13 protein-coding genes are annotated in these 14122 nt (G+C 60.2%); 5 read left to right on the forward strand and 8 right to left on the reverse strand.

The window, feature by feature from the left end:
- Positions 1-19: 19 nt before the first annotated feature.
- The 5 genes from G3N64_RS39550 to vgrG form a co-directional block, all read right to left on the reverse strand.
- Positions 20-712, reverse strand: a complete 693-nt coding sequence (locus tag G3N64_RS39550) for a DUF3274 domain-containing protein (protein WP_241020730.1) — start codon at positions 710-712, stop codon at positions 20-22.
- 6 nt (positions 713-718) lie between these two features.
- Entirely contained in the window at positions 719-1393 is a 675-nt protein-coding gene (locus G3N64_RS02525) for a hypothetical protein (protein ID WP_205782189.1), read from the reverse strand.
- Between the two features lie 222 nt (positions 1394-1615).
- Positions 1616-3433, reverse strand: a complete 1818-nt coding sequence (locus tag G3N64_RS02530; RefSeq protein WP_241020731.1) for a DUF3274 domain-containing protein — start codon at positions 3431-3433, stop codon at positions 1616-1618.
- 185 nt (positions 3434-3618) lie between these two features.
- A complete protein-coding gene (locus G3N64_RS02535; RefSeq protein WP_205782191.1) occupies positions 3619-4299 on the reverse strand; it encodes a hypothetical protein in 681 nt (226 codons plus the stop codon).
- A gap of 40 nt (positions 4300-4339) precedes the next feature.
- The gene (vgrG, locus tag G3N64_RS02540; RefSeq protein ID WP_205782192.1) at positions 4340-6823 is read right to left on the reverse strand and encodes a type VI secretion system Vgr family protein; all 2484 of its coding nucleotides are present in this window, start codon (positions 6821-6823) and stop codon (positions 4340-4342) included.
- A gap of 297 nt (positions 6824-7120) precedes the next feature.
- Here vgrG and tssC point away from each other — a divergent pair, with 297 nt between their 5' ends.
- From tssC to G3N64_RS02565, 5 genes are read left to right on the forward strand one after another with little or no spacing between them, the layout of a single operon-like run.
- Positions 7121-8473, forward strand: a complete 1353-nt coding sequence (gene tssC / locus G3N64_RS02545) for a type VI secretion system contractile sheath large subunit (RefSeq protein ID WP_205782246.1) — start codon at positions 7121-7123, stop codon at positions 8471-8473.
- Positions 8474-8530: 57 nt separating this feature from the next.
- Positions 8531-9877, forward strand: a complete 1347-nt coding sequence (gene tssK, locus G3N64_RS02550; RefSeq protein WP_205782193.1) for a type VI secretion system baseplate subunit TssK — start codon at positions 8531-8533, stop codon at positions 9875-9877.
- Positions 9874-10536, forward strand: a complete 663-nt coding sequence (locus G3N64_RS02555) for a DotU family type IV/VI secretion system protein (RefSeq protein ID WP_205782194.1) — start codon at positions 9874-9876, stop codon at positions 10534-10536. The genes tssK and G3N64_RS02555 overlap by 4 nt, the downstream gene beginning before the upstream one ends.
- Before the next feature lie 12 nt (positions 10537-10548).
- A complete protein-coding gene (tssE, locus tag G3N64_RS02560; RefSeq protein WP_205782195.1) occupies positions 10549-10980 on the forward strand; it encodes a type VI secretion system baseplate subunit TssE in 432 nt (143 codons plus the stop codon).
- A 28-nt stretch (positions 10981-11008) separates the two neighbouring features.
- Positions 11009-11290 (forward strand): PAAR domain-containing protein, encoded by a 282-nt coding sequence (locus tag G3N64_RS02565; protein ID WP_205782196.1) that lies wholly within the window; start codon positions 11009-11011, stop codon positions 11288-11290.
- Positions 11291-11341: 51 nt separating this feature from the next.
- Here the strand turns inward: G3N64_RS02565 and G3N64_RS02570 are convergent, their stop codons facing one another.
- Genes G3N64_RS02570 through narI form a run of 3 tightly spaced genes read right to left on the reverse strand, consistent with a single transcriptional unit; the run spans position 11342 to position 14110 of the window.
- Complete coding sequence (locus tag G3N64_RS02570) at positions 11342-12613, reverse strand: nitrate/nitrite transporter (protein WP_205782197.1); 1272 nt, start codon at positions 12611-12613, stop codon at positions 11342-11344.
- Positions 12614-12628: 15 nt separating this feature from the next.
- A complete protein-coding gene (locus tag G3N64_RS02575; protein ID WP_205782198.1) occupies positions 12629-13417 on the reverse strand; it encodes a peptidylprolyl isomerase in 789 nt (262 codons plus the stop codon).
- A gap of 9 nt (positions 13418-13426) precedes the next feature.
- Positions 13427-14110, reverse strand: a complete 684-nt coding sequence (gene narI, locus G3N64_RS02580) for a respiratory nitrate reductase subunit gamma (RefSeq protein ID WP_205782199.1) — start codon at positions 14108-14110, stop codon at positions 13427-13429.
- Between the last annotated feature and the right edge of the window lie 12 nt (positions 14111-14122).

A 14122-nucleotide genomic window follows, 5' to 3' on the forward strand; every position in this document is an offset into this window, starting at 1 on the left:
CATGTACGGTTAAGTCGGCTCAGGAGCCTTGGTAGATCGAACGTTCGTTGGCCATCCCGTTGGTCTCGCAGTCGACTCCCGGTGGCGGCTCTCCGGCAAATTGATAATCGCCGCCCTGTTCGTATTCGGGATCTTCCTCGAGCCAGTCGGCCATCTTCAGCAGCTTTTTCCAGAACGGGCGATCGGAAAAACTGTCGGCTCGGCCAATGGGGAGGTCGTAGGCGAGAACGCGTTCGACCAGCATGCCGTCGCCATACCTCAAGATCGTGCTGTGATTGGTCGGCGTGGCGATTGTCGATTTGAATTCTTCGGTAATCTCTTCCGGTATCTGGCGGCGATAGCGCACCTGATTCGAGCCGTCGTAGAGTTGGGCGTCTTCCCGCACCCACTTCGGCTTGTCCTGATGCAGTTCCTCGTAGATTGGGCTATTTTTCAGATCCAAACTCTTGAATGGCCGCCTATCCACACGAACATCGTCGCCATATTTACAAGCATTCGATACAAGATCCGCTCTCCCAAGACGCTCATTTAGCCCCTTTATGAGGGCGCTTTCTGCGCTGCCATACCACTCCCCCTCCGAATTAACTCCATGTACGAAGACGACGATACATGGCATTGGCCGAGGAACCGACACGAGTGTCACGTTTGCATCACCGGGAACGCAGAGTGACTCAGCGATAAATATAGGGCTTGAATTATCGAATTTCTTCATTAGATTTTATTTATCCGCCGACATTGAAGGGCAGCGCCAATGAGTCTGGCCCGACGGAGACCTTATATTTCGGGGAATTCCATAAACAGTTTTCGCGTACGCATCAAAAGCCGAACTTTCGGCTCTGTAATGAGCGATTCGCCAGTTCATATCCCTTGAAATATCAAAGGCGACACCGGACTTACCAGAGTAATCCATCCCGCCACGAAAATTTGCGGCAGTTAAGTACAACTTTTCCTCATCAACTATAATTGCCACATTCGCACTCTCATCTCCCACCAAAAACCATTGGAAATTTTTTCCGCCGTCGTAAGAGTAATAGATGCGCAGCAGCATTCCACTCGTTTGAGAAAAAGCGAGTGCAGGGATAGCAATATAAGTAGGATTAGCACGAACAGCATAGTAACCCCGATAGAGACCATTTGCCGCGGAGCCCGTAAAGGAAACAAACGTACGAACCCCCGAACGCGTATCGTTGTAGTAAATATTCCCATCGATGTGTCCATCGCACGTTTGCGGACTACGAATGCTGATGTAACGATGATCGTCGATACGATAGACCACATACTCGTGCCAATCCTCCTCGGGCACCGTTTTCCTTACCGGCCGATCGGCATGAACACAAGCACCCAGAAAAATCGCAACGACCGCAACAACCGAACGAATCCGTCTCTGCCACATGGTCTTTACCTCGCTAAGCGCGTGATTCCGAAATAAACATTCATGCCTCTCCCCCGCCAGGAAACTCGATCCTAACGACCTCCACAATTTCGCTTTGTGCAATCGTTGCTCGCCCCTTCAATCACGACGCCGTTTTCCTTGTGGACGGGCTTCGCGGCGCATCGTCAAGACGCGGCGGGAGGGAATCGACGTCAATAGCCATACATGTACGGTTAAGTCGGCTCAGGAGCCCTTGTAGATCGAACGTTCGTTGGCCATCCCGTTGGTCTCGCAGTCGACTCCCGGTGGCGGCTCTCCGGCAAATTGATAATCGCCGCCCTGTTCGTATTCGGGATCTTCCTCGAGCCAGTCGGCCATCTTCAGCAGCTTTTTCCAGAACGGGCGATCGGAAAAACTGTCGGCTCGGCCAATGGGGAGGTCGTAGGCGAGAACGCGTTCGACCAGCATCCCGCCTTCGTACATCAAGATCGTGCTGTGATTGGTCGGCGTGGCGATCGTCGATTTGAATTCGTCGGCAATCTCTTCCGGTATCTGGCGGCGATAGCGCACCTGATTCGAACCGTCGTAGGGCTGGGCTTCTTCTCGCGCCCACTTCGGCTTGTCCATGTGCAGTTCATCGTAGTACTGGTAATCCTGGTCGTCCGCGAGCATTTCGTTGTTTTTCTTCGCGGTATCTTCATCGAAGTTCTTCATTTCTTCAGCAGAGACCGGTCGAGGCACGCCCGGGCCATTGACGTTGACTGTCGCATCCCGGGAAATCGACGCGTGCTCCTTGACGGGACCCAAGATCGCGGGGGATGGTGGATTCCATGGCGCACCATCACTCGGGCATCGCGGTGTTTTGGGATTCGGTGTGCCGCCGGCTTCATGCGAACGCATGAATTGACGCTGAAAAAGCACGCCACGATATTTCTCGAACGGATCGACCTTCGCGAACGATTTCGGTTTCGCGGGATCGGGAAGCTTGTCGTCGACGCCCTTCCAGCCTATGGTTTGCAGCGGGGACGCCCCCATCACCCGGTCGTGCGGCGAAAAATAAACGAACACCCTGCCGTGGTTGTGGTGACTCAGTTCCTCATTGCCGGGAACCGGATCCTCCATCGGAATGGACGGGCTCCATCGAACCTGTGCATCGGCCGGGTCGTCCAGCACAAGGATATCGTCGTCCGCGGTGATTTCCTGTTCGTCGCCGGCGGCAAGCGCGGTCGAATTCTCGTGCGCGGCCAGCACTGCTGCATCGAACCACCCGCCCACGCCTTCAAGTTGCTCGGCCGATACCTTGGATGGCGTATCCGCCTGAGCCGCCTTGAAACGCTCGAGCATGTTGAAAAACGTGTTCACACGCGCCTTGGTGGTCGGCGCTTGCGAACCCATCTGGAAATCGTCCAGCGCGGTTTCGCTCAACCGATACGGGGAATTGCACAGGAACAGCGTATCGGGAACCTTCTTGACGTAGAACATCGCGAGCGATGCAATCATCGTCCCCTGGCTGTGACTGACCACCGCAATCGTATCGTTCGGGTATTCCTCGTAGATCGTATCGATGAGCTTCGCGAGCCGCTTCGATGCGTTCACGTAGTAGGTTCGCTTCGGGCACGCGTTGAGCGGACGGTCGCGCTCGGGGTTGATCGTCGGGCTACCAACGTTGATGCCCCATACAACCGGATTGAAGCCGTCATACCATGACATGCTCAGCGCTGTGGTGCCGTTCTGGAACGGGCCGCCGCCCCAGTAGTACGTGTTGCCTTTGATGTTCTTCTCAGGATTTTTGCAAGAGTAGCTGGGATACGTATAAGGCGTATAGGAGGGATCGTCTCGCTCCGTCCCATAGTGATAGACGCGTGTTTTCAGAGGAATTCGCCAAGGGAATTTGACATCTTTGGTCTCATCCTTAGAGGCACGATAACCCCAGTAAAAGCGTATGACAGGACTACTCTGCAAATCCACAAATTCGAGCGGCCGCGCATCATTCTTTTCCTCATAACGATATATGTTTGAAATAAAATCCTTCCTTCCCAGGCGCTCATCAAGGCCTTTCATCAACCCCTTCTCCGCAGGGCCATACCACTCACCCTCCGAATTAACGCCATGAACAAAAACGACAATACAAGGCATAGGTCGAGGAATCGAAACAAGCGTCACATTACGATCTCCAGGAACACACAAAGATTCCGCCCAAAATCTCGGCGTTACTTTACTCATAATTCCTCCAATAATAAATTCTCCTACTTATCGATCGCGATCGGACATGTCCAGCGAGTCTCACCAGAAGGGGATTTCAAATCAAAAGGGACTTGATATCGATAAACCCCCTTTCCATATTTGTCAAATGCGGTCGGCGGCGCAGCCGAGAACGCCACACGCCTATCCATATCTTTATCGATATCGTAAACAACCCCCGGCGAACGAGAATAATCCTCGGGCCTCATAGGATTTCTTCTTGCAATATATAAATCATTTCCATTTAATAAAACAACGTTATCCTCCCCGCTATATGGACCAACCGAAAATCCTTGAAACGAGCGCCCGCCGTCGTGAGAATAGTAGATCCTTAGCATCATCCCTCTTATCTGAGAAAATGAAATAGCAGGAATAGCGATATGCATCGGATCGGTACGAACAGCGTAGTAGCCCTGATAGAGACCATTTCTCATTGGCCCAGTAAACGAAACAAACTTGCGAACTCCGGATTGCGTGTCGTTGTAGTAAATATTTCCATCCAGATGACCATTACATATTTGTGGGCTACGAATGCTGATGTAACGATGATCGTCGATTCGGTAAACCACATACTCGTGCCAATCCTCCTCGGGCAACGTTTTCCTTACCGGTCGATCGGCATGAACGCAAGCGACCAGAAAAACCGCAACGACCGCAACGACCCACCGAATCCGTCTTTGCCACATTGTCCTCACCTCGCTAAGCGCGTGCGTTAAAAATAGACATTCACGCCTCCCCGTCGCCAGGAAACTCGATCCGAACGACCTCCGCAATTTCGCTTTGCGCAAGACTCGTTTCGCCCCGATCGTTGCTCACGCCTTCAATCACGGCGCCGTTTTCCTTGTGGATCCGATAACGCCGCCCCTTGATCACATCGTCGGGATAGCCGTCGTAATGGAGCCTGAATTTCCGCGTATTGGGACCCGCGTTCGCCAATGGCGGATACGATTCCTGCAGCGTCGCCGGCCCCTGCGCCAACGAGCTGGCACGCTTGAAAATGATCGATCCCGGGCACCCCAGTTCGATGTTGCCGCCGGCAAGCCTGATATACGCGCCGCCCGACGAGAGAACGACCGCGTTGCCCGAGAACGCATGGAACTCACCGTCCACGCTGACCAGCTTCATGTCCTTCGCGGAAGTCACCAGCACCTGCCCCGAATGCGCGATGGCCTGGATATCGCCTTTCGCCGCGGCAACCTTGATGCCTTCGTTCCCCGCAAAAACCGACACCGCGTTCGCGGCAGCCAACGACAGGTTTTTACCTGCGCCGATATCGGCGCTTTCGAGCGCCGTTACCGTCAGGTTCGTCTTTGCGGATAGCTGAAGATGGTCGCCACTGGTCACCGCCACGCCCGCCGGCGCCGTGGCCAGCAGGACGGCCTGCTGAAGGCGATCCAGCCTTTGCGCCAGCAACCGACGCTGTTGCTCGACCGCGTTCACCTGCGCCTGAGCGGCCCGCGCGGCTTTTTCAAGGCCCTGCATCAGTTGCAACGCCTCCTTGAGCTGCGCGTTTGCAGCCTGCATGTGGAGCTGCTTGCCATCGGCGCCGGGCTGATCGTCTGCCGACAGATACAGCCCCTTGCCGCCGCGAATCGCTCCATAACCCGAGGTCCGCAGTTCGAACCCTTCGCCTCGATAGTCGAGCTTCCGGTCCACCAGATAACCGAGATTCAACTGCGACTTGCCCGAATGCTCGGTGCTGAGCTTGATCCCTTCCTGCCCGGCCCAGTCCTCCATCCGCAGCTTGTTGTTGCTCTGCGTGCGGATCATGTTGCGCGACAGCCAGCGCCGATCGTTCGTCACCAGATCCCGCGCCTGGCTGTGGTGATGGAACGCGATGATCTCCGGCTTGTCCGGGTCCGCATCCCGGAACGCAATCACCGCCTCGGTGTTGTCCAGCGCCGGAAAGTGAAACCCCGTCTGCAATGCACCCGCGAACGGCTTCGCGAGCCGAAGCGGTACGCTCTCGCCGCCCGAAGGCCACGCGGTGAAGTCGATGTCGAACCGCACCGTGTAGTAACCAGCAGCGGACAAGTACGAATACTTGTACTTGTCCGGCGACGTGACCCGCGCACTCAGCGTGCCGGCAATCTTGGGCCAAGTCGCGTTTTCGAGTTTCAACCGGAAGCGCCGATTCGCCGGAATCGCCGTGTAACGGTTCGTATAGGCCCGATCGCGCGCGGCGCTGTGCATGACCTCGATCACCACCTGCCCATCCGGCGCATCGGGCAACGCGGCATCCAGGCTCAGGACGCGCCCGGCCTGCAGCGCCATCACGTTGCTCTCGCCTTCGTAGACGACCTGCCACGCGATCGCCGCCTCGTGTCGCAACTGCGCCTCCCATTTCGCCCCGGCCTGATCGAGATGGTGCGTACCGTAAACGTACGGCTGCCCGTAAGTGGTCGAATCCTGCGGCGCGACGTTCGCCTCGTCCTTGAAGCGCTCCCACGCCTGTTCCGGGTTGTAGTCGGCCACCAGGAACGACTGGGGCACCGTCGTCGCATGCGTTCGAAGCGCCGTCACCGCCTCGGCCCCCGACGCCTCGAGCCCCGCCACCTCGCGATACGGCACGACGAGATGCGGATCCCAATGGTAGTGATCGATATCGTCCGCGAACACGATCTGGTCGCCGTGCTCGGTCTCGACGATCGTGCTGTAGATGCCGGCCTTCTGCATCAGCATCCGCACGTAGGACAGGTCGTCGAGTTTGTATTGGAAGCGGAACAGGTGCTTCGGATACTCGCGGCGCAAGCGAAACGCGAACCGGTGCCCCTCCAGGCCGTGGCTGCGCAGCACCGCCTCGATGATCTGCGGGGTTGTCTGGTGCTGGTAGATGCGGCTCGTGGTGACCGCCTCGAGCCGCGCGAAATGCGACTTCAGGACGACTTCGTATTTCGTGAAATCGCGAGTGGTCTGCAGCGTCGAGAAGCGCGCGACGAATCCCGAGAAGCGCCGCCTCGTTCCATCGTCCGCCACGACGACAAACGCGGCGTCGCGGTTCAGATAGTCGGCACGCGCCAGTTGAAACGGATGCGTCAGCATCGCGCGCACCTCGCTGGGTGCCCCCATCCTTTCCACCGCCTCGAACGACACGACCGACAGCGCAACCGCGCTGTCGGTGCCGGGCACGTCGAGAAAGTACGCCTGATGCCCCGATATCGTCGTCAAGCTCGATGCGAATTTCCCCGCGTCATCAAACAGGCTCGCCATGTTTTCATTCACCTCGGCTTTCGATCAGCAGCGTCGCGCCATTCTCACGGGCATGGCCTTTGCCCCGGCACGACACACGAATTAAGCGTCGAACAATAACCGCTCGATCGCGAATCCGAGAAGTGCAAACCATTGAAATTCATCCGAATCGTTGTTTATGGTCGAATCGTGACGGTTGTTCACACATCACCTTTTTTCGAGACGATTTGCATGCTATACGTTGCAATCCTCTCATTCCAGATTCGATCCGATACACCTACGATGAGTGCAGGTTTTCAACGCAACCGTCCTATATCGATGTCATTTTCATTCGAGAATGATTCGAAAAAGAATGCCAATCAATCGGATTTTATCGATCGCTATCGAATCGATTGGTACTTGTCCGATCTGGACGATAAAATCGGGCGGCAACTCGACGCGATCCTGCACCATCCCGCGTTTCAGGCGATCGAATCGCTCTGGCGCGGGCTCCAGTTTCTCGTCGATCGCACGGATTTTCGCCGCAACGTCAGGATCGAGGTGCTGGACGTGTCGAAAGATGCACTGCATCGCGATTTCGAAGACACACCCGAGATTGTCCAAAGCGGCCTGTTCCGGCTGACCTACGTCGGCGAGTACGACATGCCGGGCGGTGAGCCGATCGCCGCCATCATTTCGGCATTCGAATTCGACCATCGCGCGCAGGACATCGCACTGCTGCGGAATATCTCGAAAGTCGCGGCCGCCGCGCACATGCCCTTCATCGGCGCTGTGTCGCCGGCGTTCTTCGACAAACCGTCGATGGAAGCGGTCGCAGGCATTCGCGATCCGGGGGCGTGGTTCGAACGGGCTGAATACCTGAAGTGGAACAGCTTCCGGCAGACCGAGGATGCGCGCTACGTGGGGCTCACGCTGCCGCGGTTTCTCGCTCGTCTGCCGTATGGCCGCGATACGCTTCCCGTGCGGGCATTCAATTACATCGAGAACGTTCGGGAGCCGGGCCACGCCGCTTATCTGTGGACGAGTGCGGCATTTGCGTTCGCGGCAAACCTGGTGCGAAGCTTCGTTCGCAACGGCTGGTGTCTGCAGATCCGCGGCCCGCGGGCAGGCGGCCGGCTCGACGATTTACCCGCCCACGAATACGACCTTGGCACGGGTCGGTTAGGAAAGGTTTCGACCGAAACGCTGATTTCCGAAACGCGCGAACCCGACTTTGCGGACATTGGCCTGATCCCGCTCTCTTATACGAGCAATCACGACTACGCGTGTTTCTTCTCGGCCCATTCCACCCAGCGACCCCGCGCTTATGACGCGCGGGATGCGTCGGCCAACAGCCGAATCAATGCGCGGCTGCCCTACATCTTCCTGCTGTCGCGTATCGCTCATTATCTGAAGCTGATTCAGCGGGAAAACATCGGCACGACGCGGGACAGGCGACTACTCGAGATCGAACTGAATACCTGGATCAAATCGCTTGTCACCGAAATGACGGCGCCGGACGACGACCTGCAAGCCGCGCACCCGCTGCGCGAGGCCCGGGTCGCCGTCGAGGACATCGAGGATAACCCGGGCCTCTTTCGCATCAAGCTTTTCATCGTCCCGCATTTTCAGATCGAGGGCATCGACATCGGCCTCTCGCTGATTTCTCAAATGCCGAGAGCGAAGCAGTGACATGAGAACGAATGCACGAATTCCCGCCGCGACTTTCAAACGAGACCAATAAACACGATGAAGATAACCAGACCACTGTGGGCCAAGGGGATTTTCATGACGCCGCAGCACTTCCAGCAGCAGGCGATGTGGGAACAGTACGCTCACGACCGCGTCGCGCGTATTGCCAGCCCCGACGCCTGGGGTACGCTGCAGGTGGCACTCGACAGCCGGGCCCTGGCCGCAAGCCGCCTGCAATGCACGGCGCTCGCGCTGCGCCTGCCGGACGGCACGCTGATCGACAGCGAAACCGCCGACTGGCTCCCCGCCCCGCGCAGCCTGGACGACGTCCCGGCATCGCTGGACGCCGTGACCGTGTTGGCCGGCGTGGCGTTGATGGACGCGCAGGGCGGCAACTGCGTCGAAGCCGGCGAAAAACCGGCCCGCCCCCGCCGCTTCACTCGCGAATACAGGCAAGTTGCCGACCTGAACGGCGAAGGTCATGAAGAAATCAGTGTCGAACGACAGATCGTGTCCCTGCTGTTCGATTTCGAGCAGACCGGCGACTACGTGACGTGCCCGATCGCGCGACTCGTGCGCGGCCCGCAGGGACGTTTCGAGGCCGACACCGCATTCGTGCCGCCATGCCTGGCCCTCTCCGCGAACGATACGCTGGTACAGCGCGCACAGCGCCTTTCTGAGATTCTGTCGGCCAAGAGCGCGAGTCTCGCAGTGCGTCGCAAGGAGCGTTCGGATCAGATTGCCGACTTTGCCGTGTCCGACGTGGCACTGTTCTGGCTTCTGCACAGCATCCATAGCGCATGGCCTGAACTCGCGCGTCTCGTACAGGCGCCCGATCAGCATCCCGAGCGACTTTACGCGGTGCTCGCCCGGCTGGCCGGATCGTTGCTCACCTTCTCCACGACCGAGACCCTGCAAGCCATTCCGCTTTACGACCACCACGCGCCGGAACCGACGTTTGCCGAACTCGAATCGCTGATCCGCGCGTTGCTCGACACGGTCATTCCGTCCCGGGTCGTACCGATTGCGCTGGAACGCATGCGCCCTACGACATGGTCGGGCCGGATCAACGACGAACGGCTTGTCGATGGGGCCGAATACTACTTGTCGGTGCAGGCTGCGATGCCGGCCCATGCGCTCCTGGAACAACTACCGCGTCTGTGCAAGGTCGGCGCGCCGGACGAGGTCGAGCAAATCGTCAACTCAGCGCTGCCCGGCATCGCATTGCTTCCGATGGCGCGGCTGCCGGCCGCGATTCCGGTCCGCATCGAAAACCAGTATTTCGCGCTGGACATCACGGATGCCGCATTCAAACGAATGGTCAATGCGCGGGCCTGCCAGATCTATGTGCCGGTCTCCATTCCCGATGCGTCGCTCGAACTGTATGCGGTGCTGCCATCATGATGACGATGACGATTCCCTGCTCCACCCTGCTCCCGGTCGCGTTGCGCGACACGGCGCGCATCGTGACGGCATTGAGCAAGGGCTCGCTGTCGTTCGAAACCGCGCGTGAACGGAGCAATGCGCAATTCGCCAACCTGCGCGAGGAATTGAGCGGGCGCGAGCTGCCGGACGATGTGATCGACGACGCGCTCTATTCGCATTGCGCGTTGATCGACGAGGCGGCATTGAAATATCTGACCGGAAACGCGCGCGACGCATGGGCGCACGAACCGCTGCAGGTGATGCACTTTGCGAGCAACGATGCGGGCACCGAGCTGGTGCGGCGTATCGAGCATCGACTGCGCGAACCGCAGCCGGTTCGGCCACTGCTGGCGATCTTTGCGGCCGTGTTCGAGCTCGGTTTCGTCGGCCGTTTCGCCGGCGACAGCGACACGGCGCGCGTGGCGCTCACGCATGCGATCAATCAACGACTGGGCCGCGCGACGGCAGAGGAATCGGGTCGAACGTCGTTCGCTCCGATCGTGATTGACCGCACCCGCGCGGCGCGGTTTCGGCTTTCAATATTGAGTTGGGTGACAGTCGCTTGCATTGCGACCGGACTTGCCTGGTTTGTCGTCGATCGATGGTTGATCGCCGCGATTGCGCAACTCGCGCAGTAAAGGAGCATCGGGATGTGGGTGGGACCCGGATTGTTCGAGCGAGTCACCGGCCATTTCGCGGACGGCGCGACGGTGGACGAATTTTCTCCCGAGACACAGGTATTCCTGTCGGTTCGCGACAACATCGAGCGTATTCTGAACAGTCGGCGCGGCTCGCTCGCGCACCTGCCGGATTACGGCCTCGACGACCTGTCGGAAATCTATCGGCATCTGCCCTCGTCGGCGCACACGTTGCGGCAGGCCATCGAGGTAACACTGCTCAAATACGAGCCGCGCCTGAAAAAGGTGGACGTCGACATTCACTCGCCGGAACCCGGGATGCTGCTCAGCTTCACGATGGCCTGCCATTTGCGTCGCGAAGGGCTCGTGCGGTTCGGCACGAATTTCATGCCAGACGGCAAGACTCGACTGACGATATTGCCGGCAACGTTGAACCGGTACTGATCCATTCGAACCCTCCCGAGGAAAACGGATGACCAGGAAAATGCTGGCGCTCAAGGGCAACAGGACCACGACAGGCGGCTACGTGCTCGATGGAAACGATTCCGACCTGGAAGACGGCGTGCCGTACGCCTATCACATGGCGCGGGCCTCCTGCGGGAATTGCGGCCAAGGCGGGTCGGTGCTCGGCACCGCTCATACGTGGGGCATAGGCAATACGCACGGCGTGCTGGACGGCGATATTGTTCTGTGTGCCTGCCCACGCGGGACAAATCGTGTCATCGCGCGCTCGACGCTGTACTACAGTGAATAACCGGCACGTGAGTGCCGGTTGGCTGCCCGCTGGCGGCAAGACCCTCCCACGCTATCCCGTGACGACCGGCGTGCGCCGCACCTCCGACAGGTAGATCAGGATCAGCGACACCCACACGATCCCGTACAGGAACATGAAGCAGGTCGTGCGCACGCGCAGCAGGTCGAGCAGCATGCCGAACAGGATCGGCAGCAGGAAGCCGCCCAACCCGCCCGCGAGCCCGACGATGCCCGTGACGACGCCCAGATTGTCCGCAAAATCGTCGGCGACGTACTTGAAGGTCGACGCCATCCCGAGCGCGAATACCGCGCCGAGCACGAAGGTCAGCGCGACGAAGCCGGCCACCGGCATCGCCACGTTCAACGTCGCGGTACCGTCGATCGTGTGGATCACGAAGTCGGTCGCTGGATACGACAGCAGGAACAGCGCGATCCACGCGACCCACAGCCCCCACCACGTGACCGCGTGCGCGCCGAAGCGGTCGGACAGCGCGCCGCCGAGCGCGCGCAGCACCGAGCCCGGCAACGAGAAGCCGGCCGCGAACGCGGAGGCCATCACGAGCGACATCCCGTATTCGCTCTTCAGATACTGCGGAATCCACAGTGACAGCGCTGTGAAGCCCCCGAACGTGATCGAATAGTACTGGCAGAGCCGCCACACGCGCGGGTCGCGCAGCACCTTGAACGAATCGAGCCACGAGCCGCCGCGCTTGCCCGCGCCCGGGTCCGGCGCCGACGCGAACCAGAAGATCGCGGCCGTGACGAGCAGCGCGACCGCGTAGACGCGCGGCACGACGCGCCAGCCGTACGCGTTGAGCAGCAGCGGCGTGACGAACAGGTTGACGGCTGCGCCACACGTGCCTGCGCCGAACACGCCCATCGCGAGCCCGCGCCGCTGCGGCGGGAAGAAACGCGCGACATAGGGTGTGCCGACCGCGAACGACGCACCGACGCAGCCGAGAAACAGCCCGATCAGCAGGAACTGCCACAGCTGCGTCGCGTAGCTGACGATATAGACGGGCACCGCACACCCGACCAGCAGCACCGTCATCACGATCCGGCCGCCGAAGCGGTCGGTCCACGTGCCGAGCGGCAAGCGCATCAGCGCGCCGGTCAGCACGGGCGTCGACGTGAGCAGCCCGAATTCCGTGCTGTTCAGCCCGAGATCCGTGCGCAACTGCACGCCGAGCACGCCGAACATCATCCACACGACGAAACACACCATGAACGCGAGCGTGCTCGCGGCCAGCACCGACCACGCGCGCAGCGGAATCGCCGGCGCGCCGCCGGCCGGCACCACGTTACCTTGTTGTTGAGTTGCCATGCTCCAAACCTCGTTTCATTGGACCAGCGGCCCATTCGCGCCGTCGAAGGTCACGCCCTCGACGCGCGCGCCGCCCGCGAGAATCGCCACGTACTGCCGCATCGCCCGCTCCCGCACGCGCTCCGACAGGTACGCGGCGATCTGCGCGGCGGCTTCGTCGAACGGCACCGCGTCGCCTGGCACACGGCGTTCGATGCGCACGATGTGAAAGCCGAAGCGCGTGTTGACGAGTTTCGGCACCACGCCGAGCCCGTCGGTATCGAACAGCGCGGCCTCGAATTCCGGCACCGTATCGCCGCGCAGCAACTGCCCGAGGCTGCCGCCGACTTCCGCCGACGGGCAGTTCGACGATGCGCGTGCGACCGCTTCGAACGTATCGGGTGCGGCCACCACATCGGCAAGCGCGGCTTCCGCGCGCTGCCGCAGCGGTGCGAGCGGCACACGGTCCGTCATCGCGAACAGCACGTGGCTCGCATAGACGATGTCGTTGCGGCGAAAGCGCGCCGGATGCTGCGCGTAGTAGCGCTCGCAATCCGCGCGATCGGGTTCGGGCAGGTGCGTGAGTTCGCGTTCGAGCAACGCGTCGACGGCTGCGTCGTCGAGCGGCGCGCCTTCGTCGAGCAGCGCGAGCGACACCGCGCGCTGCCGCAGCAGTTCGCGCACCGCGAGCGCGCGCCGTGCCGCGTCGAGCGGATCGGGTGCGTAGCCGTGATGCGCGGCCTCGGCCGCAATTGCCACATCGTCGATCACAACACCGTTGATCGTCAACGGCCCGGCAGTGACTTCGGAGAGAACGTCGTTCATGCGGCCTCCTCAGCGCTTGCGCACAATCTGGTACGGGCGAAGCAGGTACGCGACCGACGCGATGCCGCTCCAGATGTGCACCATCCGCGTGAACGGCGACACGAGGAAGATCGTGAAGCCGAGCAGGATATGCAGCCGGTACGTCAGCGGCACGCCGACGAGCAGGCTCGCGATGTCCGGCCGGAACGTGACCACGCCCTTCACGTAGTCGGTGAGCTGCTCGAACATCGCGCCGTCCATGTGGCGCGTCGACAGCACGACGGTGCCGAGCCCGAGCGCGAGCTGCACCCACAGCATCAGCACGATCAGGATGTCCGACTGGCGGCTGTTGCGGCGGATGCGCGGGTCGCCCAGGCGCCGCCCGATCAGGATCGTCAGCCCGACGATCGCCGCGACGCCGGCCGCCCCGCCCGCCACCATCGCGACGAGCTGGTGCCCGGACGCCGACAGAAACGGCGACACGAGCCAGTGCGGCGCGAGAAAGCCGCCGAAGTGCCCGAGCACGACGACCAGCACGCCCCAGTGGAACAGGTTGCTGCCGAGCCGCAGCATGCCGTGGCGCAACAGCTGCGACGAATCGCTTTTCCACGTGTACTGCTCGCGGTCGAAGCGGATCAGGCTGCCCAGCAGCAGCACGGCGAGACAGATGTACGGATAGATCCCGAACAGGAATTGATGCAGGTAATCGTTCATGGCTTTCCCCTG

The organism is Burkholderia sp. Ac-20344, from assembly GCF_017104975.1.
Taxonomy (GTDB): domain Bacteria; phylum Pseudomonadota; class Gammaproteobacteria; order Burkholderiales; family Burkholderiaceae; genus Burkholderia.

Bases quoted from the DNA above. Each gene is read 5' to 3' on its own strand.
- vgrG (WP_205782192.1), bottom strand. From the start codon at position 6,823: ATGGCGAGCCTGTTTGATGACGCGGGGAAATTCGCATCGAGCTTGACG.
- narI (WP_205782199.1), bottom strand. From the start codon at position 14,110: ATGAACGATTACCTGCATCAATTCCTGTTCGGGATCTATCCGTACATC.
- G3N64_RS02525 (WP_205782189.1), bottom strand. From the start codon at position 1,393: ATGTGGCAGAGACGGATTCGTTCGGTTGTTGCGGTCGTTGCGATTTTT.
- G3N64_RS02535 (WP_205782191.1), bottom strand. From the start codon at position 4,299: ATGTGGCAAAGACGGATTCGGTGGGTCGTTGCGGTCGTTGCGGTTTTT.
- tssE (WP_205782195.1), top strand. From the start codon at position 10,549: ATGTGGGTGGGACCCGGATTGTTCGAGCGAGTCACCGGCCATTTCGCG.
- G3N64_RS02570 (WP_205782197.1), bottom strand. From the start codon at position 12,613: ATGGCAACTCAACAACAAGGTAACGTGGTGCCGGCCGGCGGCGCGCCG.
- G3N64_RS02555 (WP_205782194.1), top strand. From the start codon at position 9,874: ATGATGACGATGACGATTCCCTGCTCCACCCTGCTCCCGGTCGCGTTG.
- G3N64_RS02530 (WP_241020731.1), bottom strand. From the start codon at position 3,433: ATGAAAGGCCTTGATGAGCGCCTGGGAAGGAAGGATTTTATTTCAAAC.
- tssC (WP_205782246.1), top strand. From the start codon at position 7,121: ATGTCATTTTCATTCGAGAATGATTCGAAAAAGAATGCCAATCAATCG.
- G3N64_RS39550 (WP_241020730.1), bottom strand. From the start codon at position 712: ATGAAGAAATTCGATAATTCAAGCCCTATATTTATCGCTGAGTCACTC.
- G3N64_RS02575 (WP_205782198.1), bottom strand. From the start codon at position 13,417: ATGAACGACGTTCTCTCCGAAGTCACTGCCGGGCCGTTGACGATCAAC.
- G3N64_RS02565 (WP_205782196.1), top strand. From the start codon at position 11,009: ATGACCAGGAAAATGCTGGCGCTCAAGGGCAACAGGACCACGACAGGC.
- tssK (WP_205782193.1), top strand. From the start codon at position 8,531: ATGAAGATAACCAGACCACTGTGGGCCAAGGGGATTTTCATGACGCCG.